Below are 21849 nucleotides of genomic sequence, written 5' to 3'. Positions count from 1 at the left end.
CCTTCGTTTCATAAAATCTTGGGTTTCCAAAGGGCTAGGCCCTTTGGTGGGTCAAGGGCGACGCCCTTGCCTTCGCATCAACCGGCGATGCCCCCCATGAGGCGGATGGGTCTCAGAGGCCGCCGGTCAGCATGCTGGCGGCGTTGGCGCGGCTAGTCTGGCCCAGCGCGTTCAGCTGGCTGCGCCCGGCGGTACCGGCGTCGCGCAGGCGGTTCAGCTGCTGGCCCGGCAGGGCCCGGGCGCCATCGACCGCGTCACGGCCGTTCTGGACCTGCTGCTGCACGCCCTGAACCCGCTGCTGCGCGCTCTGGGTCGCCCCGTCGCGGTACGCCTGTGCCCGGTTGTTCAGGCAGTTCTCGCGCTGGGACAGGCGGCCGGCGACGTCCCAGCTGGGCGTCGCGCTGTTCCGGGCGCAGGCCGGATCGGCCGACGCGGCGTGCGCGCCGGTGGCCGCGAAGGGCGCGCCGGCGACAAGGCCGGCCAGGGTCAGGGCAAGAAAAGAGGTCCGGGACATCATCGAATAAGGCTTCCGTTCAGTGTCGATACCGGACCGGACCATGCCGCCGTGGCGACAATAGGTCCACGGTATGGCAGAATCGGGCCAGCCGCATGGGTCGGCAAAACCAAGTGCGTTTAAAACGCGGTTTGCCAAGCGAGAGTGCCGCGAAGCGGCACGCCCGGCGTGTGTCCCCGAGCATCGGAGCGGAGCGGCCTTGATGGCCGTGAGCACCGAAGCACAGGAAACGCGCGTCGGATCGCCGGCAAAATGCGTTTCAAACGCACTCAGGCGGTGAGGCCGCCGTCGACGGTCAGCGCCGTTCCGGTGATGAATCCGGCCTTCTCGCTGGCCAGGTACGACACGAAATCCGCGATGTCGCCGGTCGTCCCATACTGCGGCAGGGCCATGAAGCCGCGGATCAGCTCCGCGCCCGCGCTGTCCGCCGGGTTCAGTTCGGTGTCGATGGGGCCGGGATGGACCACGTTCACGGTGATCCCACGGGGGCCGAGGTCACGGGCCAGCCCCCGGGCGAACCCGGCCAGCGCGGCCTTGGTGGCGGCATAGAGCGAGATGTTGGCAAAGGGCACCCGCTCGGCGAAGGCCGAACCGATGAAGATCATCCGGCCGCCGGCGCCCATATGGCGCGCGGCCTCGATCGCTTCCACCATCACGCCGCGCACGTTCAGATCCAGCGTGCGGGATACCTGCTCCACCGTCATCGCCTCGACGCCCGCATAGGGATAGGTGCCGGCATTGCACACCAGCACGTCGACCCGACCGAATTCCGCCACGGCCCGTGCGACCAGGGCGCAATTGTCCTCGACCCGCCCGCTGTCGGCCTGGACCGCGATCCCCCGCCGGCCCAAGGCCGCGATCTCGGCGACGACCTTCTCCGCCGCATCGGCATTGCGGGCGTAGCTGATGACGACATCGAACCCGTCCGCTGCCAGTTTGACGGCGATTCCCGCCCCGATGCCCCGGCTGCCCCCGGTTACGATGGCCACGCGCTGCGTCATGCTGTCCTCTCTCTCTCGGATTGCGGACGACGCCGGTAGCGCCGTTCCGGTTCCAGGATTGATACTACTTACAAAAAGAAGATAGTAAAATCAGTCCACTATGTTTTTACCCTCGTTAAAAATTTCATATATCCAGATTATGCATATATTAAACCTGCCCAACGGTAGAACAGAAGGACGATGAACGGCATGGGATTGATCGCGGATGCAGGTCTGTTCGTTCTGGTGCCATGGCTGGCGTGGCGTCTGCTTGGACGGGTCATCCCGATCGCGGTTCTGCCCATCATCGTCGGCATCCTTCTGGCCCTCACGCAATGGCCGGTCGCCCGGCTGGGCATTCCCTCGGCCTCGGGCAATGCGATCGGCTGGGTCGCGGTCCTGATCCTGGCCTTCACCGCCGGGCTGGAAATGTGGCAGCATCCCGGCGAGGACCCCAATGAGGTCCCCGTCCTTCCTCCCACATCGCTGCCGCGCCTGCTGGGCAGCGCGCTGGTGGCGCTGGCCATCCCGTTCACGCTGGGCACCCTTCTGGTGCATACCGTGCTGATGCCGCTTCCGGAATGGCGGGCGCCCGACGGCCACGACTGGATCGGGGCCATGGCGGTGGGGCTGTGCATCGCGGTCAGCGCCCTGCCGGTGCTGATCGGCATCGTGCGCGAACTGGCCCCCGCCGACCGGCCCATCGGACAACTGGCGCTGCGGCTGGCGGTGGTGGACGACCTGGCGCTGTGGACGGGGCTTGCGACATTGCAGTTCGCCGCCGACGGCACCGCCGCCCTGCATGGCTGGCAGCGCGGGCAATTCCTGGCCGTCCTGCTGCTGGGGGGCATGGTGGCGATCAGCGGCTGGGCGACGCGGCGGGTGCGGCATCCACCGCTGTGGCTGATCTGGATGGTTCTGCCGGCCTGGCTGGCGGCGGGGTCGTGGGCCAGCATGCAACTGGGCCTGCATGAACTGATCGGCGCCTATGTCGCAGGCGCGCTGATGCCGCCGCGCTGGGTGCGCCGCCTGCCGGTGGAGCAGGTGGGCACCTTCTCGCTGATCTGGCTGGCGCCGCTGTTCTTCGGCCATAGCGGCATGCACATCAACGGCCATGCCCTGACCTTCCCGTCGGTCCTGGCGTCGCTGTTGCTGGTGGTGGTGTCGATCGCGACCAAGCTGGCGGCTGTGGTGCTGTATCCGCCCGCGCCCGCGCTGTCGGGGCGGCAGAAGCTGGCGGTGGGCACGCTGCTGCAATGCAAGGGGCTGATGGAAATCGTCGCGGCGACCATCCTGCACCAGCGGGGCATGATCTCGGACTTCGCCTATGCGTCGCTGATGCTGTTGGCGGTGATCTCCACCCTGCTGACCGGGCCGATGTTCCGCCTGTTCGAGGGCAAGGCGGCCCCGCGCGCGGGGTGACACCGCCCGCCCGGGCGGTCATGATGCCCCGGCCGGGCACGCCGTCCGGATCGTCCCCAGGATTCAGGAGGCCGCCATGCCCGCCCGTTCGCCCACCCCCTGGCCCGCCGCTGGCCGATGAGCCTGGAGTCGGTCCGCAACTTCCTGGGCACGCACGCGCCCGACCTCGCGATCGTCGAACTGCCGGTGTCCACCGCCACGGTGGCCGAAGCCGCCGCCGCCCACGGCACCGCGCCCGATCAGATCGCCAAGACCATTTCCCTGCGCCTGGGCGAACAGGTGGTGCTGGTCGTCGCGGCGGGCACCGCGCGGCTGGACAATCGCAAGAGCAAGGCGGTGTTCGGGCAGAAGCCCCGCATGCTGGACCGCGCGGATGTCGAGGCCTTGACCGGCCACCCGGTCGGCGGGGTCTGCCCGTTCGGGTTGAAGCAGGCCCTGCCGGTCTATTGCGACATATCGCTGCGCGCCTTCGACGAGGTGATCCCCGCCGCCGGCGCCATCAACAGCGCGGTCCGCCTGTCGCCCGATCGCCTGGCTACCCTGACCGGCGCCGAATGGGTGGATGTGTGCCAGACGCCCGACGGGCAGGGCGCGGGCTGAGCCCTATCGGACGACCAGCGTGGGTGGCGGGATCACCACCGGCTGGGGCGTGGCCAGCGGAACCACGATGGGCGGGGCCGGCGGCGTCCGCCGCGCGGTTTTCACTACGGCCACGGGAATGGCCGTGAAGCCCGACGCATGATGCACGGGGGCGCGTCGCGTCAGCCCCCAGAACAGGGCGACGTACAAAACGGCGAGACCGGCAAGAACGCCGATCTTCAGCGACCGTGGCTTCGGCAGTTCGGGCATGCCCGACCGCGCGTGGGGACGAAACTGCATGCCGACCGTTCTAGACCAGATCGGTTTCATGTCGAAGAGCCGATTCGTCCATCGTCCGCGTCCGCCCGCGGGACACCCGAGAGGAAACGAAAACGCCATGCTCCATTCGCCTGCCCGTCGCCTGCCCGCCGCCCTGCCGGCCCTGCTGTTGCTTCTGGAGACGGCCCTGCCGGCGGCAACCCGCGCCGCAGCGCCGCAGACGGCGGACCTGCTGCTGTCCGCGCCCTATCGGCAGGCCTACGCCGCCATGGTGCGGTATCCGGACTGGATCCGGCGCGGACATGCCACCTCGACGCCCAGCACGCAGGTGACGATGGACGGGAAGACCTACACGATCGGCCATCTGTGCAAACCGCATGATTGCGCCAACAACCAGCTGGACATCGTCTTTGCGCCCGGCGGCGCATCGGCATGGGGCCTGCTGCACACCCGCGCGGACGAACAGCAGCCGTTCCTGCAAAGCTGGCTGGGCGCGCCCGATGCGAAGATCCAGGCCCTGCTGAACCGGGCCTACGCGGCAAACAACCCCGACAGCCCCTGATACCGGTCGCGGCGGCCGGCGGCATCCGTCAAAAAATGTAACGTCCGCCCTGCGGTGTCCGCCCCGGCACCAGGCGCCCTTTCCCGGCTGGCCGGTTCCTGCCATAGTCCGGCCGATCCCGCGGCGTCGCCTCCATCGGCCCGACGCCTCCCCGGGGATGGTCCGGGATCGTCGTCGATCCGCCCGCCCGGCCCCCGGGGCGTTCGCGCCAGTGGAATAGCCAGAGTGACGATTACACATCCCGCCCGTCTCGCCGCCCTGCTTCTGTCATGCTGCCTCTTCCCTGTGGGGGCGATGGCGCAGGACGACGGCGGCGGGGGCGGCGGAGAAGGCGGCGACGGCCAGGGTGGCAGCCGTACCGCCAGCATCCAGTTGCAGAAGGACCTTGCGGTCCTGCAGGGCAATCCCGATGCCGCCAGCCAGGACTGCCTCGATGCGCTGAAGGAACTGCACAAGACGCAGGACATGGTCGCTGCCGAGGAAGCCCGCACCAAGGACCAGGACCTGGAGGTGGCGCGGGACGTGCTGGAAACGGATTTCGAAACCGCCGCCCAGGTCTGCACCCCCGATGCCGCGTCCCTGTGCGACAAGAGCGGCGCATCGCCCACCCCCGCCATGGCCAAGGCCTGCGCCGCCCTGCAAACGGCATCCCATGACCCCCGGGGCGATGACGAGGACGACGAAACAGGCGGTGCGGGCAGTGGCGGCCATCATCGCCCTCATCATGGCGGCCCGGACGACGGATCCTGACGAAAAAGCCCCTGTGAACGGGCTCTGCGTCAGGCCAGCCCGCGCAGGCGGTCCAGCCCGTCGCGGCTGGCCAGAATCGCGGCCTTCTCGCCACGGGTCAGCGACCGGAGCGCGGCCTCGCGCGCCGTGCCTTCCTCCAGCTTCACCAGTCCGACCAGCAGGTCCGGGTTGATCGGGTCGCCGCGCCGGCGCGGCGGCGGCAGCATGGCGCGATGCGCCGCCATCAGCACCGGGTCGGCCAGCAGCAGATGCGCCCCGTCACCCGCGGGTGGCGCCGGCGGCAGGGCGGCCACGGCCGCCGCCGCACGGCGTAGGATGTCGGGGGGCGCGGTTTCCTCGGGGATCAGCAGCAGGCCGGCGCGGCGGAAGGCCTGGCCCACCGCGCGGCTGCCGGTCAGGGCCGCCAGGGGAATGGCGAATGCCAGCCCCAGCAGCACGGGCGTCATCCACAGGAACAGCGGGATCGAGACGGTCCACGCGCAGCCGCCCAGCACCAGGCCGAACAGCGTATAGCGCCAGTAGGACTGCACGATGTTGCCGAACGGCACCCCGCCATCGTCGCGCCGCTGCGCGTTCCAGCCGGAATCCTGGCCCATCAGGATCGACAGCACGCCCGAGGTCTGGATCAGCATTGCCACCGGGGCGATCAGCCCGCCGATCAGCGTTTCCACCACGATCGATGCCGCCGCCCGCCCGGCGCCGCCGCACCCCTGGCGCGACACGCGGTCGAACAGCAGGGCGACATACGCCATCAGCTTGGGCGCCAGCAGAATCGCCATCGTGCCGATGAACACGTATTTCGCCTGTTCGGGATCGACGTGCGGCCAATGGGGATACAGCGATTTGGTATCGCCGAAATATTCCGGCTTCTCGAACCGCGATTGCAGCGAGATCAGGATGCCGGCCAGCAGGAACACCAGCCACATCGGCGAGGTGACGTACGACCCGATCCCCATCAGCATGTGCATGCGGCTGACCCAGTGCAGGCCGCGCGTCGACACCACCTTGGCGTGCTGCAGATTGCCTTGGCACCAGCGCCGGTCGCGGATCGCGATATCGGTCAGCGACGGCGGGCTTTCCTCGTACGATCCGGCAAGGCCCGGCACCATGTGGATCGCCCAGCCGCCGCGCCGCATCAGGGCGGCCTCGACGAAATCGTGGCTGAGGATGTGGCCGCCGAACGGCTTGCGGCCCGGCAGATGCGGCAGGCCCGCCTGCTCGGCGAAGGCGCGGGTGCGGATGATGGCGTTATGGCCCCAGTAATTGCCTTCCGCCCCGTGCCACCAGGCGATGCCGTGCGCGATCAACGGGCCATAGACGCGGCCGGCGAACTGCTGCATCCGCGCGAACAGGGTGGTGCCGTTGACGATTTCCGGCAGGGTCTGGATCAGCGCCACGCCGGGATGGCGTTCCATGGCGGCGGCGATGCGAACCACGGCCTCGCCCGCCATCAGGCTGTCGGCATCCAGCGTGACCATCTGCGGATAGGCGCCGCCGAAGCGCCGCACCCATTCGGCGATGTTGCCGGCCTTGCGTTCGGTATTGACGGGGCGGCGACGGTAGAAGATCCGGTCGTGCCCGCCCGTCGCCTCGCGCAGCGCCAGGAACGCGGCCTCTTCCTCGACCCAGATATCCGGATTGGTGGTGTCGGACAGGATGAAGAAATCGAACGCTTCCAGCCGACCGGTCGCCGCCAGACTGTCATACATCGCCCGCAGCCCGGCCATCACGCGGCCGGGGCTTTCGTTATAGGTCGGCATCAGCAGCGCGGTACGGGTGGACAGCGGGGGCAGCGGCCCGTCGCGCGACACCCCCAGCCCCATTCCCCCCTGCCGCAGCAGCGAGACGAACCCGCCCACCGCCGAGGTGAAGGCCAGCGCGATCCACTGGAACAGCAGCACGAACAGCACCAGCAGGACCACGCCCAGAATCGACACGCCCATCGAATTGAGCACGCGGTTCATTTCATACGCGCCGTAGCCGGTCAGCAGGCACGCCGAACCGATGACCGCCAGCCGCCGCAGCGCGATCATCGACGGTTCGGTCACCGGAACGCGGCCGCGGCCGTGCGTGTCGGGCGGGGCGGACAGGGACTGGACCGCCATGCCCATGGGCGATTCGTCGGGCAGGGCGCGGAAGACGCCCGGTCCGGATGCGCGCGTGGCGGGTTCTAGGGCGTCCATCGGTAGGTCCATTGTTCGGAAACCGGTCCGGTGTCATTGGCCAGAACGCAGGTCAGTTCCGCGATCTTGGCGTCGCCGGGGGCGAATTCGAACGTCGTGCGCCAGCCATGGATGTTGGGGTTGGGTTCGACCACGACGTTGCGGATCGTTCCCGCCGAACTGCTGGGCACCAGATGGAATTTGGCGTCGGCGGGCAGATTGTCGAACGGCGCGCCGGTGAAATCGATGTCGAAGAACCGCGCGGCGGGGTCGTCGGTCACCGCACCCACGCGGGTGGCCGCGACACGCGCCAGCTTGGTGGGCCAGGGCGTGTCCCATCCCCAGTACATGCGATAGGTGAAGGCATATTCGTGCCCGGCCGCCAGCCCGCCCTTGGGGCGCCAGAACGACACGATATTGTCGTTGACCTCGTTCGGCGTGGGAATTTCCACCAGATCGACCGAGCCGGCGCCCCAGTCGCCGACCGGTTCGATCCACAGCGACGGCCGCTTTTCATAGTTCAGGGCCAGGTCCTGGAAATCGGCGAAGGCGCGCTTGCGCTGCATCAGGCCAAATCCACGCACCGAAATGTCGGCAAAGGCCGAGAATTGCAGATCCTGCGGGTTGCGCAGCGGCCGCCACAACTGCTGGTCGCTGCCGGTCCAGATCGACAGGGCCTCGCTGTCATGGGCGGCCGGGCGCCAGTCGTCGACGTGGTTGCGGTCGTTGGCATCGAAATAGAACATGCCGGTCAGCGGCGCGATGCCGGGCTCGGCGATCGCGGTGCGCGGATACAGGTAGGACTGCACGTCGAATGTGGTCATGTCCCCCGGACGGATGGTGAAGCGGAAGGCGCCGGCCACCGACGGGCTGTCCAGCAGCGCGTGCAGCACCACGGAATCGACGCCCGGCTGCGGCTTTTCCAGCCAGTAGGCGCGGAACAGCGCGAATTCCTCGCCCTTCGGGTTGCCGGTGCCGTCGGCGAAACCACGCGCCGACAGGCCGTAATTCTGGCCCTTGGCCACCGCCCGGAAATAGGACGCCCCGAGAAAGACGCAGCATTCCTCCATCACGCCGGGGGTGTTGATGGCGTAGCGCAGGCGCAGCCCGGCAAAGCCCACATCGTCCGTCACCCGCAGTTTGGGGTCGCCGTAGGTGAACAGATCGGGGTTGTACGGCACCGCCGCCGACTTGCCGTCGGTCACCTCGTAGATTTCGATGCGCGGGCGATAGAGAAAGCCGCGCGGAAAGAATTCGACATCGAATTCCAGGTTCTGCCCATGCCACAGCGCCTGTTCCGGCCGGTAGGCGATCGCGCGGTACTGGTCGAAATTCAGATTGTCGATCGCCGCCGGCAGGGTCTGGTCGGGCGCGCGATACGGGTGCTGGGACAGGCGTTCGGCGATCTGCCGCACCGTGCTGTCATCGAACGCGCCCACCGCCGAGGGTGCGACCGGCGCATCCGCCGCCCGGGCCGACCTCGCCCGCGCGACACCGCCGAGCAGTGAAAACAGAGATACACCCGCACCGGCTTTCACGAGATCGCGTCTGAACATCCTTGCTCCCCGGTCGCCGCGTCATCCGGCCCGTCCTGTCGTTTCATGGTCTTGTCATGACAATAGGCCCATCCCAGGAGACGGACAATCGCACCACGCTGACGGCGTCCTATGGCCTTTTTACGGCAGCGAGCGCCGCCAGGGCCCCCAGGGCGGAGGACGCGCCCTCGGCCGAGCGGCGCTCGATCTCGCGGTACAGATGCAGGACCTCGGCCCCAGCCTCGGACAGGACGGCACCGCCGCCGCCGCCCGGCCGCGCCGCCACCAGCGGGCTGGCGAAGGCGCCGTTCAGAGCCTCGACCAGCAGCCACGCCCGCCGGTAGGACATGCCCATCGCCCGGGCGGCGGCCGAGATCGACCCGGTTTCCCCGATCGCCTCCAGCAGCCGGATCTTGCCGTGGCCCAGCAGCGGCTGGTCGTTCGCGTCGATCCGCACGGTCAGGCGCAGGTCCGCCATCATCTCCCCCCCGATCTGTGTGCCTCTGCCCTCGCGGCGCCGAGAATGCTATGCTCGACGGCCTAACCGCCTGTCGAGAGCGTTTTTTCCTTCATGCCCCCTGCCCCACCCCGGCCGGCCGCCGCCCGCTGGCGCGCCATGGCCCCGCGTGACCTGCCCGCCATCATGCAGATCGCCGCGCAGGTGCATCCCGCCTACCCCGAGGGCGAAGCGGTCTTCACCGAGCGCCTGGCGCTGTGTCCGCCGGGTTGCCTGGTGCTGGACGGCGGGGACAAGCTGCACGGCTATGTCCTGAGCCACCCGTGGCGCAGCGCGGCCCCCCCGGCGCTGGACGCAGCGCTGGGGGCGCTGCCCCTCCGCCCCGATTGCTGGTACCTGCACGATATCGCGCTGCTGCCCGGGGCACGGGGACGCGGGGCTGCAGGAGCCGCGCTGGCCCTGATCGCCGGACTTGCCGCCCGGTCAGGGCTGGACCGCGTGGCGCTGGTGGCCACCGGATCCGCCGCCCCATACTGGGTCCGGGCGGGCTTTATGGTTCTGGACGAACCCGCGGCGGCGGAAATCTTGGCCACCTACGACCCGGACGCGCGACTGATGACGCGCCCGGTCTGACAGCAGGCCAGGGCCTCGGGCCCTGGCGGGACCGGGCAGGCCCGACCCGTCCTTCCCCGACCGATCACTTCGGCAAAGCGGCGCGTACCCCTTTGTCACGGATGGCACGACGGGCGGTGACGATGGCGTTGGTCAGTTCGGGCGTCTGGACGTCGCGCCAGCCGTCGAAGGCCGGCAGCGCCAGCGCCGCCGCCAGGTCGTCGTCGCGCACCAGCGCAATATGCGCCGCATTCAGCGTCGGCTCGAACGGGGTGTAGCTGTCGCCGGCCTCGTCCACGCCGCGCAGCATTTCCAGATAGGCGGCGATGCCGAAGGCGATCCGCGACAGGTCGCCGTCCGCCGCCAAGGCCCGGCGCACCGTTTCGGTCCAGTAGACCTGCACCTTGGACGACCCGTCGCCGCCGATCCGCAGCAGCTGGTCCGCCATCGCCGGGTTCGAGAAGCGGCTGAGCACGCTGCGCCGGTACGCCTCGGGGTCCAGCCCGGCGGGCGCTGTCAGGCGCGGGATCACGTCCTGTTCCAGATAGGCGTTGACGAACCGCGCCAGGTCGGGATCGGTCAGCGTGTCGTGGACAAGGCGGTAGCCCAGCAGGATGCCCGAGAAGGCCAGCATGATGTGCGAGGCATTGAGCATCCGCACCTTCACCTGTTCGTAGCCGGTCACGTCGTCGACGAACTCCACGCCGACCTGCTCCAGCGCCGGGCGGCCGGCGCAGAATTTATCCTCCAGCACCCACTGGGTGAAATCCTCGGCCACCAGGGGCAGGGCGTCGTCCAGCCCGCTGGCGGCGTTCAGCCCTGCTGCGATCGTCTGGTCCACCGTGGGCGTGATGCGGTCGACCATGCCGTTGGGGAAGGTGACGTTTTCCGCCATCCACGCCGCAAGCGCGGGGTCGCGGGCCTGAGCGTAGCCCAGGAAGGCGGTCCGGGCGACATCGCCGTTATGGCGCAGATTGTCGCACGACACGATGGTGAACGGCCCCGCCCCCGCCGCCCGGCGACGGGCCAGGGCCTCGACCACGAAGCCGAAGATGGTGGTGGGCAGGCCATCGCCGTCCAGGTCGGCGCGCACGGCCGGCGTATCCAGGCGGAATGTCCCGTTGGTTTCGTCGATATTGTACCCGCCTTCGGTAATCGTCATGGTGACGATCCGCGTCGCAGGGTCCGACAGCCGGTCCAGCACGGCGGCCGGGTCGGCCGGCGCCAGCAGATAGTCGCGCAGCGCCCCGATCACCCGCACCGTACGGCTGCCGTCCGGCGCGGCCTCGGTCAGGGAATAGAGGCAGTCCTGCGCGCGGAAACTGTCGGCCTTGGCCGCGGAACGCGCGCCGTCGGTCAGGCCGACCCCCACGATGCCCCACCCCTGCTGGCCCGGCAGGGCCAGACAGCGATCGACATAGAACGCCTCATGCGCGCGAAAGAAATTACCGACGCCGAAATGCACGATTCCGGTCCCGATCGCGGACGGGTCATAGCCCGGTGCGGAAACGCCGGCAGGCAGATTATCCAGAATTGTCCGGTTCATCATGTCGCCTCATTCTCCTTCTGGGTGCTGTTCTCATACCGGGGGGACGCGCGTCGTTTCCCCGGGCTGTCGGGACGGCCGAGGCCGCCCCGCCGTACCGCGCGATCAGGCGCGCGGGTGGCTGCCCGCCGCCCGGCCGGCGTGGCCGGCGGAAGGGGCGGGCAATGCGGACGACGCCGGCGATGCGGCCGGCGGCAGAAGCGGGATAGGCTCGCCGGCTTCGGACACGGCGCCGTCGGACCACACAGCCCGTACCGCGCGCGCCATGTCGGCATGCAGCACCCCCAGCGTGAACTGCATGACCGGGCTCCAGTCCGGGCCGGGTTCGTGCAGGACGACCAGGATCGCCTCGGCCCCGTCGATGGTCGGGGGCCTCCTGCGCCGGCGGGTCCGGGCTTCGCGCTCGCATCGGCGGGCCAGTTGAGCCAGAACGCGGCCAAGCGCGTGCCGTTCCGCGTCCAGCGCGGCGCCGGTGGCCAATGTCTCGCCCTCGCTGGCCGCGCGGGCGGCGAACACCGCATTGCCCCGCAACCGGCGCAGCAGCCCGGGCAACTGGTCCAGCAACGGGTCGTGACGGCGATGCAGAACGTCCAGCCGCTCGACCTGCGCCTCGGCCACCGCGGAATAGATGTCCTGTATATGGGTGCGGCAAGCCTCGTCCGCCGCCTCGATCGCATCGTGGTCCAGTTGCCCGCGCAGGGCACGGTCCAGCAGGTCGGCGATGTCGCCCACCAGGCGGGCGGCGGTGCGCAGGACGTCACGCCGGGCCTCGTCGTGCAGCACGAAGAACGAGACCGTCAGCGACGTCAGCACGCCGATCATGATCGAGGCGATGCGGTCCAGCGGCCGCAGGAACGGGTCGCCCCCCTGTGCCGGAAACAGCAGCACGATCATCAGTGTGATGGCCGCGAAGCGCATGTTGGGCCGCGCGGCCGCCAGCAGCGCCAGCGGGGTCAGCAGCATCCAGAACACCAGCCAGGTAGGCAACGGCGTCGTCAGCAGCAGGATGATGGCCGATACCCCGGCCCCGGCCCCGATCAGGGTGCCGACGATCTGGTCCCGCCCGGTGGTCAGGGTCTGGGTGATCCGGCTCTGGGTCACGATGACCGAGGTAATCAGCGACCAGACCGGTTCATGCAGATGCACGGCCCTGGCCAGCACGCCGGACAGCAGCACCGACACCAGCAGGCGCACGGCCTGCCGGATGTCCGGCCCGCGCGGCAGCATCGCGCGCAGGGCCGCCATCCACCGGCCGGCATGCAGCGACACGGGCGCCATCATCGCGTTATTTTCCGCTGTCCCCGCCCAGCGGGAACGGCACCCACCGCAGGCCGTCGGCATTCTGCACCAGGAACAGCACCGACCGGCGATGCTGCGCCCGCGCCGCATCGACCAGACGGCGCACGTCGGCCGGGGATGCGACCTCGGACTGCTGGACCTCGGTGATCACGTCGCCGGCGCGCAGGCCCCGGTCGGCGGCCGGGCCGTCATCGGCCGTCGCGGTGACGACCACGCCCTTCTGCCCTTCTGCCAAATTGTATTTCTGGCGGGCGACGTCATCGATCGCCCCCACGGTGAAGCCCAGCCCCTTGAGCGCCATGCTGCCCTGCGCCTTGGCCTCGGGCTTGGGCGCCGGCGGCTCGGGCGTGTCCTCGGGCAGGGCGCCGACCGTCACGGGCACCGTCAGGATCTGGCCATGCCGCCAGATACCCAGCTTCACCACCTGCCCGGCCGGCACGTCCGCCATCAGGCGCGGCAGGGCGCGGCCGTCGATATCCTTGCCGCCCAGGGTCTGGATCACGTCGCCGGTCTGCAGCTTCGCGCTCGCGGCCGGCCCCTTGGGCTCCACGCCCGCGATCAGAGCGCCATGCGCGGCCTTCAGGCCCAGCCCGTCCGCGATTTCCTGCGTCACGTCCTGGATCCGCACGCCGATCCAGCCGCGCGACACCTTTCCGGTGCGGCGCAACTGGTCGATGATACCCCGCGCCTCGGCCGAGGGAATGGAGAAGCCGATGCCGATCGACCCGCCGGACGGCGAGAAGATGGCGGTGTTGATGCCGATCACCTGGCCCTGCATGTCGAACAGCGGGCCGCCGGAATTGCCCTTGTTGATCGGCGCGTCGGTCTGGATGAAATCATCGTACGGTCCCTGCTCGATATTGCGGCCGCGCGAGGACACGATGCCCGCCGTCACCGTGCCGGACAGGCCGAACGGATTGCCGATCGCCAGCACCCAGTCGCCCACCCGCGCATGGTCGCTGTCGCCGAACGTCACCGCCGGCAGGGGGTGCGGGCTGTCGACCTTCAGCACCGCCAAGTCGGTGCGGTCGTCATGGCCCAGCAGCCGCGCCTTGAGCACCGTGTTGTCCTGCAACGTCACCGTGATCTGGTCGGCATGGCGGATGACATGGTTGTTGGTGACGATGATGCCCGACGGATCGACGATGAAGCCCGACCCCAGCGCCTGCATCTTGCGCGGGGCGGCGTCGGGGCCGTTCTGGCGGTTCATGAAGTCGTGAAAGAATTTCTCGAACGGCGAACCCTGCGGGAAATTCGGGATCTGCGGCGCGTCCTCGCCGCCGTCGTCGTCACCGCCATCGGCATCGCCGACCTTCACCGTCTCGGTGGTCGAGACGTTGACCACCGCCGGCAGCAGCCGCGCCGCCAGGTCGGCGAAGCTGTCGGGCGCGCCGCGCCCCGGCGCGGGCAGGCGGGCCGGGGCGGACGCCCCAGGCGCGGGCGCTACGGGCGCGGGTACAACGGCGTGCGGCACCATCGCCGGTTCCGCCCGGACGGCGCCCCCCGCGGCCAGGGACAGGACCGACGCCAGCCCGGCGACGGCGAACGGACGGAAAAAAACCGGAACGGACAGGGGCATCGGGCAGGCAGCTTCCTGAAACGGAGAACGTCGCGAGGCCGACATCCTAGACCATCCCCCGCGACCGCCCAATCCCGTTTTGCCCGCTTTGTCGCCCGGGTCAGGTGCGGACGAACGCGCCGGCCGGCGCCCCGGTCAGTTCCACCAGCCACGCCGCGACCGCCTGGCCCAGCAGGCGATATCCCATGTCGCCCATATGCAGCCCGTCGGGCGACAGGTCCTCACGCGACAGGCCCAGTTCGGCGCACCAGGATTTCATCCGAGCATAGCGGGCGAAAACCGGAATGCCCAGCTCGCCGCCAATCCGGTGCACCTCGTCGACGAAGGGCGGAAAGGCCGCGCATTCCTCCAGCATCCGGCAATATTGCGGATCGATCAGCGCCAGGTCGGCGCCCGCGGCGCGCGTCGCCAGCAGATCCTGGCGCGTCAGCGCCCCGTAAGTCGCCACCGGCACGCCCTGCCAGGGGTCGTTGCTGCCGGTCTGCCACAGCACCAGATCGGCCCCGTCGGCCAGCACCTCGGGCAGGCGGTCATGCATCTCCCGCGCCCCGTTGCCGCCGATTCCGCGGTTGATCACCGTCAGGCCGCCGGTAACGAAAGGCGCCAGGCCGCGTTCGAACTGGGGGCCGAACCCGTGTTCGGGGCTGCTGGCGCCGATCCCCTCGATGGTGGACGACCCGAACAGGGTGACCCGCACGGGTTGTCCGCGTCGCAGCCGCTCGGTCAGGCGGGGCAGGATGGGGGAGGCAAGGCTGTCGGTCGTCAATGCATGTTCTCCAAGACGGCGCGCGCCGCCGGCGTGGACAGGGCCGGGCCGCTGCGGTCGGCGGCCGCCTGCTTCGCCCGGGCCGCAGCCTCTTTCTGCCGTACCCGGCGGCGGTCGAGAACCGTCGCCAGTCCCCACAGGATCGCGAAACCGATCACATTTACCGCGATCTGCAATCCCCACCCGTCGCCGAACGTGGTGAAGACCAGCCGCGCATAGAGGTCGATAACCGTCCCGACCGAAAAGACCTCCAGCGAATGGCGGCCGAACAGCGCCATCACCTGGCCCAGCCGGCCCTCCGCCCCCCGCCGGGCCACGACCGACGATTGCACCAGGTAGAAGATCGACATCACGTCCAGCAGCCGCAGTGGCGCCAGCACGCTCTTGTCCGGGGCGGCGACGGCGAAGGGCCGCAGGTCGGGCAGGCCCCACAACGACCAGGGAAACGCCTCCAGCGCCGAAACCGCCAGATAGGCGCAGCACAGCACGCGCAGCCAGTGCACGCGCGGCAGGCTGCCGCCGTGGCGGCCGGCCAGCACGGCGGCGCAGGCCCCCAGCGTGAACAGGAACTGCCAGGCCAGCGGGTCGAAATACCATCCATCCGGGTCCAGCCAGTTCGGGAAATTGATCGTCGGATCGACGTTGATCAGCACCCACAGCCCGCCGCTGAGCATCAGCGTCAGCACCAGCCCCCGCCGGATCAGCAGGTAGATCAGCGGGAAGGCCAGCAGCAGGACGATATAGAGCGGCAGAATATTGAGGTTGCTGGGCAGGGCGTCGAGGAACATGACCCGCCAGAACGAATTCAGCCCATGCGCCAGCTCGGGTTCCAGAAAATCGACCGGAACCGGCCAGAAATGCCGCCACCGGCGGATGGTCGCCGTCGTGACCACCACCATGACGGCCTGGAACACGTACAGACGGGCGCAGCGGCGCAGTACCCGGTCGACGCCCGCGCGCAGCCCCACCCGGTCGAAATTCCGCCCATAGGCCAGCCACGACGCATAGCCCGCCAGCAGCACGAAAATTTCGGCCGCATCGGCGAAGCCGACATTGCGCAGCGTAAAGCGATTCAGGACGTTCTGTGGAATATGGTCCACGAACATCATCAGCAGGGCCACGCCGCGCAGCGCGTCGACGCGGTGGTCGCGCGTTCCCCCGCCGGGCCTGGCGCGCGCTGCCACCGGATCCCCAGGCGAACGGGACGCGGATGACGTCATCTAAACCGGTTCCTTCCAGGGGGACACCGTATCCCCGGCTTGTGACACACATGGGCCAGAACATCGGGCGACTCCAGCCCCGTTGCGATTCCTTACATTGCGCGGCCGCCGCCACTATGCCGGAGCCGCCGATTTGCAGCGCGGATTTTTTAGCCTATCTCCCTCTCGGACAGCCCCCTTTGCAGATCAGCAACGGCCGCCCCCACACCGGAATGGCCCACAGGAAGGACACCCACCATGGCTGAACCCGCCCGCGCCGCGATCGAGCACGCCCTGCGGCAGGTCCGCGACCCGGCGACGGGCGCCGGCCTGCTGGACGCCGCGACCCTGGATGGCGCGACGCTGCGCGACGGCACGCTGCATGTCGCGCTGGCGATCGACCGCGCGGACGCCGCCCGGATCCAGCCCCTGCTGCCCGAGGCCGAGCGCGCCCTGCACGCCTTGCCCGGCATCGACGCCGCCACGATCATCCTGACGGCGCATCGCCCCGCCGCCCCGCCCGCGCCGGCGGCCGGCCACCGGCCGCTGAACCTGGGCGGCCCGGCCGCGCGGGCGCCCGGCGCACCGCTGCTGCCGGGCGTGGGGGTGGTCATCGCCGTGGCGTCGGGCAAGGGCGGGGTCGGCAAATCGACCACCGCCGTCAATCTGGCGGTGGGACTGGGCATGGAGGGATTGCGTGTCGGCCTGCTGGACGCCGACATCCACGGCCCCTCGCTGCCACGGATGATGGGGATCGACCACCCGCCGGAGGTCCATGACGGACGCATGACGCCGCTGGACGCCTGGGGCATCCGCGCCATGTCCATCGGTCTGCTGGTGGACGAGAAGCAGGCCATGATCTGGCGCGGCCCCATGGTGATGGGCGCGCTGGGCCAGCTGCTGGGCGATGTCGACTGGGGCACGCTGGACGTGCTGGTGGTGGACATGCCGCCCGGCACCGGCGACGCGCAGCTGACGCTGGCACAGAAAGTGTCGCTGGCCGGGGCGATTGTCGTGTCCACGCCGCAGGACATCGCCCTGCTGGACGCGCGGCGCGGCGTGACGATGTTCGAGAAGATGAACGTCCCCGTCCTGGGGATCGTCGAGAACATGTCCTATTTCTGCTGCCCGAACTGCGGCCACCGGACCGAACTGTTCGGCCATGGCGGCGCCCGGGCCGAAGCCGGCAAGCTGGGCGTGCCCTTTCTGGGCGAGATCCCGCTGCTGGCCGACATCCGCGCCAGCGCCGACAGCGGCGCCCCTATCGTCATCAGCGCCCCCGACAGCCCCGGCGGCCAGGCCTACCGCGCCCTGGCCCACACCCTCGCCGCCACCGTGCGTCGCCTGACGAAATAAGGATTCCGAAGCAGGCCGGACACGGCCTCCTAGAAATCGGGCGTGGTGGGGGCCAGCTTCCCCCCCACGCGCAGCGGCGCCATCCGGCGGGCCAGCCCGGTCGCGTCGTCGGTTTCCACCATCATGCCGGCCAGGCTGGCCTCGCCCTCGGCCGGCTGAAGGCGCTCGCCGGGCATGCGGCGCAGGAACCGCGCGATCGCGGCGTCCTTGGCCATGCCGATCACGCTGTCATAATCGCCGCACATCCCCGCGTCGGTCTGGAACGCGGTGCCACCCGACAGGATCCGGTGATCGGCGGTAGGGGTATGGGTATGGGTGCCGATGACCAGCGACACCCGCCCGTCCAGCACGTGGCCCATCGCCCATTTCTCGCTCGACGCCTCGGCGTGGATGTCGACCACCGCGGCCTGCACCGTCACCCCCAGCCGATGGCGCGACAGGATGTCGGTCGCCGCGCGGAATGGATCGTCCAGCGCGTCCATGAACTGGCGGCCCATGACATTGACGACCAGCGCGCGCCGCCCGTCCACCAGCGTGACCACCACGCTGCCCTGGCCCGGCGTGCCGGGGGGGTAGTTGGCCGGCCGGATGATCCGGGGTTCCTGGTCGATATAGCCGATCAGGTCCTTGCGATCCCAGCTGTGGTTGCCCAGGGTGATGACGTCGGCCCCGGCCTCCATCAGGTCGCGGGCGATGGAAGGTGACAGGCCGAAGCCATGGCTGGCATTCTCGCCGTTCACCACCACCAGGTCGAGGCGCAGCGTGCGGCGCAGATCGGGCAGATGCGCGATGACGGCGTCGCGCCCCGTGCGCCCCACGATGTCGCCCAGAAACAGAATCCGCAAACCCCGGCCTTTCCTTGTCCTTATGCCCGCGCAGGCATCAGGCGCCGCAGCGGATCGTTTCCCGCTCGGTCACCACGACCGGCAGCGGGATGTCATGGCGCCCCGTCGGCACCTCGGGCACTTCCTGCGCCGCCAGCCCGTACCCCATCGCCGGCACCGGCGACAGGTCGGCCAGCGTGCGGTCGTAATACCCGCCCCCGTATCCCAGCCGGAACCCCCGCCTGTCAAAGGCCAGCAGGGGCACGAACACGAAATCGGGCCGGGCGGCCGGCCCGTCGGGGTGGGCGGTGCGGAACCGGCCCGGCACCATCCGGGCGCCGGGATGCCACAGGCGGAAGCGCAGGGGCTGCCCGCGCGGCGGCGTTTCGGGCAGCAGGACCTGATAACCATGATCATGCAGGCGCGCGCACAGCGCCCGCAGGTCGATTTCGCCGGGAAGCGGCCAGACGGCGGCCACCGCCGCCCCCGCCGGCACGGCGTCGCGGACGCAGCCCAGCATCCGCCGGGACAGCGTCTCGTGCGCATGCGCCGCCCCCGCCGGATGGGCGCGACCGGCCATCAGGCGCCGGCGCAATTCGGCCTTGGCCGCCGCCAGGACAGGGGGATCGCATTCGGGGGAAGAAACGTGCGGAGCCACCATGACCGTTGGTCTTTCAGCCCTCCCGGACCTGCAAGTGCAGGTGGGCGCCAGGTAACATGACCAGGATCACGTCAGAGCCAGCTCCCTAAGGAAGTGCTTATCGGCCCAGGGGTTGAGTTGCCTGACAAGTCCGGCAGCCCCGCCCCTGTAATCTAGTCACGTTCCAGCGCCGCCGCAATGCTTTCGGCACGTTCGACCAGAAGGGCCAGCTGTTCGCGGCGGCGGTCGTTCTCGACCCGGGCCTGACGGGCCTCCGTCAGTTGCCGCGAGGTGTCCTCGGGCATCTTCTCGGCCGACAGGTCATGGATCTCGTCCGCCATCAGCAGGGCCGCCAGAGCCAGGATGCGGGACTCGCCGCTCTGCCCGCCGATGGCGCGGATGCGCTCGATCCGGCGTTCGACCTCCTGCGCCATGGCCTGCAGATGGCGTTCCTGCCCGTCCTTGCAGCCGACGACGTAGGAATAGCCGTTGATGCGAACCGTCACCTGCGCCATGCGTCACCGATCCTCGTCATGCGGGGGCCCGTCCTGCTGCAGAACATCGTCGCCGATCACGTCGCGGATACGGGCGATCAGGATGTCGATGTTGGCCGCCAGGGCATGCAGATCAACCGCCTGCGTGTCGGCCGCCGGCGCGGCCACAGGGTCGGGCCGCCCGCGATCGAGCGCGAAGGCAATGCGGTTCAGCGCCTGTTCCAGCCGATCGGCGGGCTCGACGGCCCCGACGCCCAGACCGGTCGCCCCCTCAGAATGCGCCACGTACGTGCTTCCCGCCCATCATGATCCTCTTGAAGAAATCGCGCGCGCGCGGTTCAACGTCAAGCGATGATCCACGCGATATCCTCGCCGCGCGCCGTGACCGTGGGTTCCGCGCTTCAGCTCCGCGCCGTGCTGGACGCGCTGGGTGGGGAAAATACGGGACAGTGGGTGCTGCTGTCGCCACCCGACGCCGGCTGCACCATGGGGCCGGCGTGGTGGCGGGCGCTGATCGCGGACACCGGTGCAAACCTGGAGGCGGGCCTGCCCGCGTTCCTCGACTGCGGGCCGGCGGCGGGCCGCGCGGCCGAGGCCCTGCGCCTTGGGCTGCGCCATATCGTCATCTCCCCCGCCTGCCCCCAATTGGCGACGGTGCGCCTTCTGGCGGACTCACTGGGCGCCACATGCCTGGTCGGCCGGCCGGACAGCGTGCACCTCGACTCCCTCCCGTCGCCCGAGCGGCTGCGGGCCGTACTGAGCGGCGCCGCCCCACCCGATGATGCTTCGGCGAATGCACCTGTCACATTGCCGCGTCCCGCCGTATGATCGGCGCACGATGACCGACTGCCAGCTCTACCTCGTCACCCCGCCCGCGTTCGATCCGGCCGCGCTTGCGCCCGAACTGGCCCGCGCCCTGGACGCGGGGCCTGTCGCCGCCGTGCAGCTTCGGCTGAAGGACGCGTCCGACGACGCGATTCTGCGCGCCATCGACATCCTGCGCCCGGTGGCGCAGGAGCGCGACATCGCCTTCATTCTGAACGACCGCCCCGACCTGGCCCGCCGTGGCGGATGCGACGGCGCGCATGTCGGCATGGACGACATGGGGGCCGCCCAGGCCCGCGCCCTGCTGGGCGACGACCTGCAACTGGGGGTGTCGTGCTACGACAGCCGCGACATGGCGATGCGCGCGGGCGAGGCCGGGGCGGATTACGTGGCCTTCGGGGCATTCTTCCCGTCGTCCTCGAAGGACACCGACGTGCGGGCCGACATCGACCTGCTGGCCTGGTGGACGACGATGATGGAACTGCCGGTGGTGGCGATCGGCGGCATCACCGCCGACAATTGCGCCCCGCTGGTCCGGGCGGGCGCGGATTTCCTGGCAGTGATCAGCGCCGTCTGGTCGCATCCCGACGGTCCGGCGGCCGGCGTGCGCGCCATGAACGCCGCCATCGCGGCCGCCTGATCGGAGAAGGCAAGGACGTTGCCCTTGCCCCACCAAAGGGCGAAGCCCTTTGGAAACCCAGAACTTTATGACGGTGACGCGGGCGGCGCGAGGACCGATTGCGTCAGGTACAGCACGCCGTTGGATTGCGGCACGCCCATCACCCACAATCGGTTGACCTGTCCGGCGCCGTTCCCCAGCAGCAACTCCCCGGTCGCGGCCTCGGCCCAGACCAGCAGAAGTGCACCATCGACCGTCCGCAGGCCCACCCGGTGGCCCGGCGCCGCCGCGATCATCGCGCGCAGCACCGGCTCGGGGTAGGTGCCGCGCACCAGGGTATAGCCCAGGGTCCGGCGCAGGGTGGCCAGCGGCAGGGCCGGCATGCCGCCCGACCGGCCCGGCACCAGATCTTCCATCGGGTCGTTGGGCACGGCGAACACCGTGAACGGCCCCGCCTGCCGCAGCAGCGGCAGCAGGCCCGCGCGGTCGAGCCCCCGCACGTAATCCGCCAGTTCCACGCTGCCGCGCAAGTTCTCGTCCAGCGGGCGGTCGCGATAGACCGGGGTATCCGGCGCGCCATAGGCCACGATACTGTCGGGGCGCCCCTCGGCCTGCGCCGGAGCATAGGTCCGCTCGACGGAAACGGTCGGAATATTCACCGCCTCGGTACTGCCGCGAACCAGCAAGGGGTCCTGAACCCGATCCGGGCCGCCGCAGCCCCCCATACCCATCAGCGAGCCCGCGAGGATCAGGCCGAAAATCCGGCCCCTTCCCCGCGCCATGTCATCCCAACCCATTCGTCCGGCGCCGCAGCCGCCCATGCCCGTCTTCCTTCGTGGCGGGCGGCCGT

Annotated in this window: 24 protein-coding genes and 1 other RNA gene; 8 read left to right on the top strand and 17 right to left on the bottom strand. The window is 69.6% G+C overall.

Features of this window, described 5'->3' with window-relative positions; translation table 11 throughout:
• Positions 1-112 precede the first annotated feature (112 nt).
• Positions 113-517, bottom strand: coding sequence for a hypothetical protein (locus HLH34_RS15565; protein WP_183120487.1), 405 nt, complete (start codon positions 515-517; stop codon positions 113-115).
• A gap of 266 nt (positions 518-783) precedes the next feature.
• Positions 784-1515: an SDR family NAD(P)-dependent oxidoreductase gene (locus tag HLH34_RS15560; protein WP_183120486.1), complete on the bottom strand. Its 732-nt coding sequence runs from the start codon at positions 1513-1515 to the stop codon at positions 784-786.
• Positions 1516-1704: 189 nt separating this feature from the next.
• Here HLH34_RS15560 and HLH34_RS15555 point away from each other — a divergent pair, with 189 nt between their 5' ends.
• Both HLH34_RS15555 and HLH34_RS15550 read left to right on the top strand, forming a co-directional pair.
• Entirely contained in the window at positions 1705-2916 is a 1212-nt protein-coding gene (locus HLH34_RS15555; RefSeq protein ID WP_373318557.1) for a cation:proton antiporter, read from the top strand.
• 117 nt (positions 2917-3033) lie between these two features.
• Positions 3034-3516 carry a YbaK/EbsC family protein gene (locus HLH34_RS15550; RefSeq protein ID WP_183120484.1) on the top strand — a complete coding sequence of 161 codons (483 nt, stop codon included), beginning with the start codon at positions 3034-3036 and terminating at the stop codon, positions 3514-3516.
• A 3-nt stretch (positions 3517-3519) separates the two neighbouring features.
• On the opposite strand, the gene HLH34_RS15545 is transcribed toward HLH34_RS15550, so the two are convergent.
• Positions 3520-3795 (bottom strand): hypothetical protein, encoded by a 276-nt coding sequence (locus HLH34_RS15545; RefSeq protein ID WP_240162010.1) that lies wholly within the window; start codon positions 3793-3795, stop codon positions 3520-3522.
• A gap of 97 nt (positions 3796-3892) precedes the next feature.
• Between HLH34_RS15545 and HLH34_RS15540 the strand changes: the two genes are divergently transcribed.
• Both HLH34_RS15540 and HLH34_RS15535 read left to right on the top strand, forming a co-directional pair.
• Positions 3893-4336, top strand: a complete 444-nt coding sequence (locus tag HLH34_RS15540; RefSeq protein WP_183120483.1) for an Ivy family c-type lysozyme inhibitor — start codon at positions 3893-3895, stop codon at positions 4334-4336.
• Positions 4337-4561: 225 nt separating this feature from the next.
• A complete protein-coding gene (locus HLH34_RS15535; protein ID WP_183120482.1) occupies positions 4562-5086 on the top strand; it encodes a hypothetical protein in 525 nt (174 codons plus the stop codon).
• Between the two features lie 29 nt (positions 5087-5115).
• On the opposite strand, the gene mdoH is transcribed toward HLH34_RS15535, so the two are convergent.
• The 3 genes from mdoH to HLH34_RS15520 all read right to left on the bottom strand — a co-directional run bounded on the left by mdoH (position 5116) and on the right by HLH34_RS15520 (position 9264).
• A complete protein-coding gene (mdoH, locus tag HLH34_RS15530; RefSeq protein WP_183120481.1) occupies positions 5116-7269 on the bottom strand; it encodes a glucans biosynthesis glucosyltransferase MdoH in 2154 nt (717 codons plus the stop codon).
• Positions 7257-8804 (bottom strand): glucan biosynthesis protein, encoded by a 1548-nt coding sequence (locus tag HLH34_RS15525; RefSeq protein ID WP_183120480.1) that lies wholly within the window; start codon positions 8802-8804, stop codon positions 7257-7259. The genes mdoH and HLH34_RS15525 overlap by 13 nt, the downstream gene beginning before the upstream one ends.
• Before the next feature lie 109 nt (positions 8805-8913).
• Positions 8914-9264, bottom strand: a complete 351-nt coding sequence (locus HLH34_RS15520; RefSeq protein ID WP_373318597.1) for a winged helix-turn-helix domain-containing protein — start codon at positions 9262-9264, stop codon at positions 8914-8916.
• 90 nt (positions 9265-9354) lie between these two features.
• Between HLH34_RS15520 and HLH34_RS15515 the strand changes: the two genes are divergently transcribed.
• Positions 9355-9873, top strand: a complete 519-nt coding sequence (locus HLH34_RS15515; protein WP_183120479.1) for a GNAT family N-acetyltransferase — start codon at positions 9355-9357, stop codon at positions 9871-9873.
• Between the two features lie 64 nt (positions 9874-9937).
• Here the strand turns inward: HLH34_RS15515 and HLH34_RS15510 are convergent, their stop codons facing one another.
• From HLH34_RS15510 to HLH34_RS15490, 5 genes are all read right to left on the bottom strand, one after another.
• On the bottom strand, positions 9938-11401 hold the full coding sequence (locus HLH34_RS15510) for a mannitol dehydrogenase family protein (protein WP_183120478.1): 1464 nt from the start codon (positions 11399-11401) through the stop codon (positions 9938-9940).
• Positions 11402-11503: 102 nt separating this feature from the next.
• Positions 11504-12679 carry an FUSC family protein gene (locus HLH34_RS15505; RefSeq protein WP_183120477.1) on the bottom strand — a complete coding sequence of 392 codons (1176 nt, stop codon included), beginning with the start codon at positions 12677-12679 and terminating at the stop codon, positions 11504-11506.
• Between the two features lie 4 nt (positions 12680-12683).
• On the bottom strand, positions 12684-14276 hold the full coding sequence (locus HLH34_RS15500; protein ID WP_244959998.1) for a DegQ family serine endoprotease: 1593 nt from the start codon (positions 14274-14276) through the stop codon (positions 12684-12686).
• A gap of 100 nt (positions 14277-14376) precedes the next feature.
• On the bottom strand, positions 14377-15042 hold the full coding sequence (locus HLH34_RS15495) for an SGNH/GDSL hydrolase family protein (protein ID WP_183120476.1): 666 nt from the start codon (positions 15040-15042) through the stop codon (positions 14377-14379).
• Positions 15039-16262, bottom strand: coding sequence for an OpgC family protein (locus tag HLH34_RS15490; RefSeq protein WP_183120475.1), 1224 nt, complete (start codon positions 16260-16262; stop codon positions 15039-15041). The genes HLH34_RS15495 and HLH34_RS15490 overlap by 4 nt, the downstream gene beginning before the upstream one ends.
• A gap of 237 nt (positions 16263-16499) precedes the next feature.
• Here HLH34_RS15490 and HLH34_RS15485 point away from each other — a divergent pair, with 237 nt between their 5' ends.
• The gene (locus HLH34_RS15485; RefSeq protein ID WP_183120474.1) at positions 16500-17597 is read left to right on the top strand and encodes an Mrp/NBP35 family ATP-binding protein; all 1098 of its coding nucleotides are present in this window, start codon (positions 16500-16502) and stop codon (positions 17595-17597) included.
• 29 nt (positions 17598-17626) lie between these two features.
• Here the strand turns inward: HLH34_RS15485 and HLH34_RS15480 are convergent, their stop codons facing one another.
• The 5 genes from HLH34_RS15480 to HLH34_RS15460 all read right to left on the bottom strand — a co-directional run bounded on the left by HLH34_RS15480 (position 17627) and on the right by HLH34_RS15460 (position 19840).
• Positions 17627-18442, bottom strand: coding sequence for a TIGR00282 family metallophosphoesterase (locus HLH34_RS15480; RefSeq protein ID WP_183120473.1), 816 nt, complete (start codon positions 18440-18442; stop codon positions 17627-17629).
• A gap of 37 nt (positions 18443-18479) precedes the next feature.
• Complete coding sequence (locus tag HLH34_RS15475; RefSeq protein ID WP_183120472.1) at positions 18480-19082, bottom strand: 5-formyltetrahydrofolate cyclo-ligase; 603 nt, start codon at positions 19080-19082, stop codon at positions 18480-18482.
• Positions 19069-19225, bottom strand: a non-coding RNA gene (gene ssrS, locus HLH34_RS15470) — 6S RNA. The genes HLH34_RS15475 and ssrS overlap by 14 nt, the downstream gene beginning before the upstream one ends.
• A 9-nt stretch (positions 19226-19234) precedes the next feature.
• Positions 19235-19576 carry a cell division protein ZapA gene (locus HLH34_RS15465; protein WP_183120471.1) on the bottom strand — a complete coding sequence of 114 codons (342 nt, stop codon included), beginning with the start codon at positions 19574-19576 and terminating at the stop codon, positions 19235-19237.
• Between the two features lie 3 nt (positions 19577-19579).
• Positions 19580-19840, bottom strand: coding sequence for a hypothetical protein (locus tag HLH34_RS15460; RefSeq protein ID WP_183120470.1), 261 nt, complete (start codon positions 19838-19840; stop codon positions 19580-19582).
• Positions 19841-19906: 66 nt separating this feature from the next.
• On the opposite strand from HLH34_RS15460, the gene HLH34_RS15455 reads away from it, so the two are divergent.
• Complete coding sequence (locus HLH34_RS15455; RefSeq protein ID WP_183120469.1) at positions 19907-20383, top strand: hypothetical protein; 477 nt, start codon at positions 19907-19909, stop codon at positions 20381-20383.
• 10 nt (positions 20384-20393) lie between these two features.
• Entirely contained in the window at positions 20394-21020 is a 627-nt protein-coding gene (gene thiE, locus HLH34_RS15450) for a thiamine phosphate synthase (RefSeq protein WP_183120468.1), read from the top strand.
• A gap of 65 nt (positions 21021-21085) precedes the next feature.
• On the opposite strand, the gene HLH34_RS15445 is transcribed toward thiE, so the two are convergent.
• A complete protein-coding gene (locus HLH34_RS15445) occupies positions 21086-21820 on the bottom strand; it encodes a fasciclin domain-containing protein (protein WP_204738290.1) in 735 nt (244 codons plus the stop codon).
• Positions 21821-21849: the final 29 nt, after the last annotated feature.

Source organism: Gluconacetobacter azotocaptans, assembly GCF_014174355.1.
Classification (GTDB): Bacteria; Pseudomonadota; Alphaproteobacteria; order Acetobacterales; family Acetobacteraceae; genus Gluconacetobacter; species Gluconacetobacter azotocaptans.
Note: the sequence above shows the minus strand (reverse complement) of the source record. Positions and strands in the feature narration are given on the sequence as shown.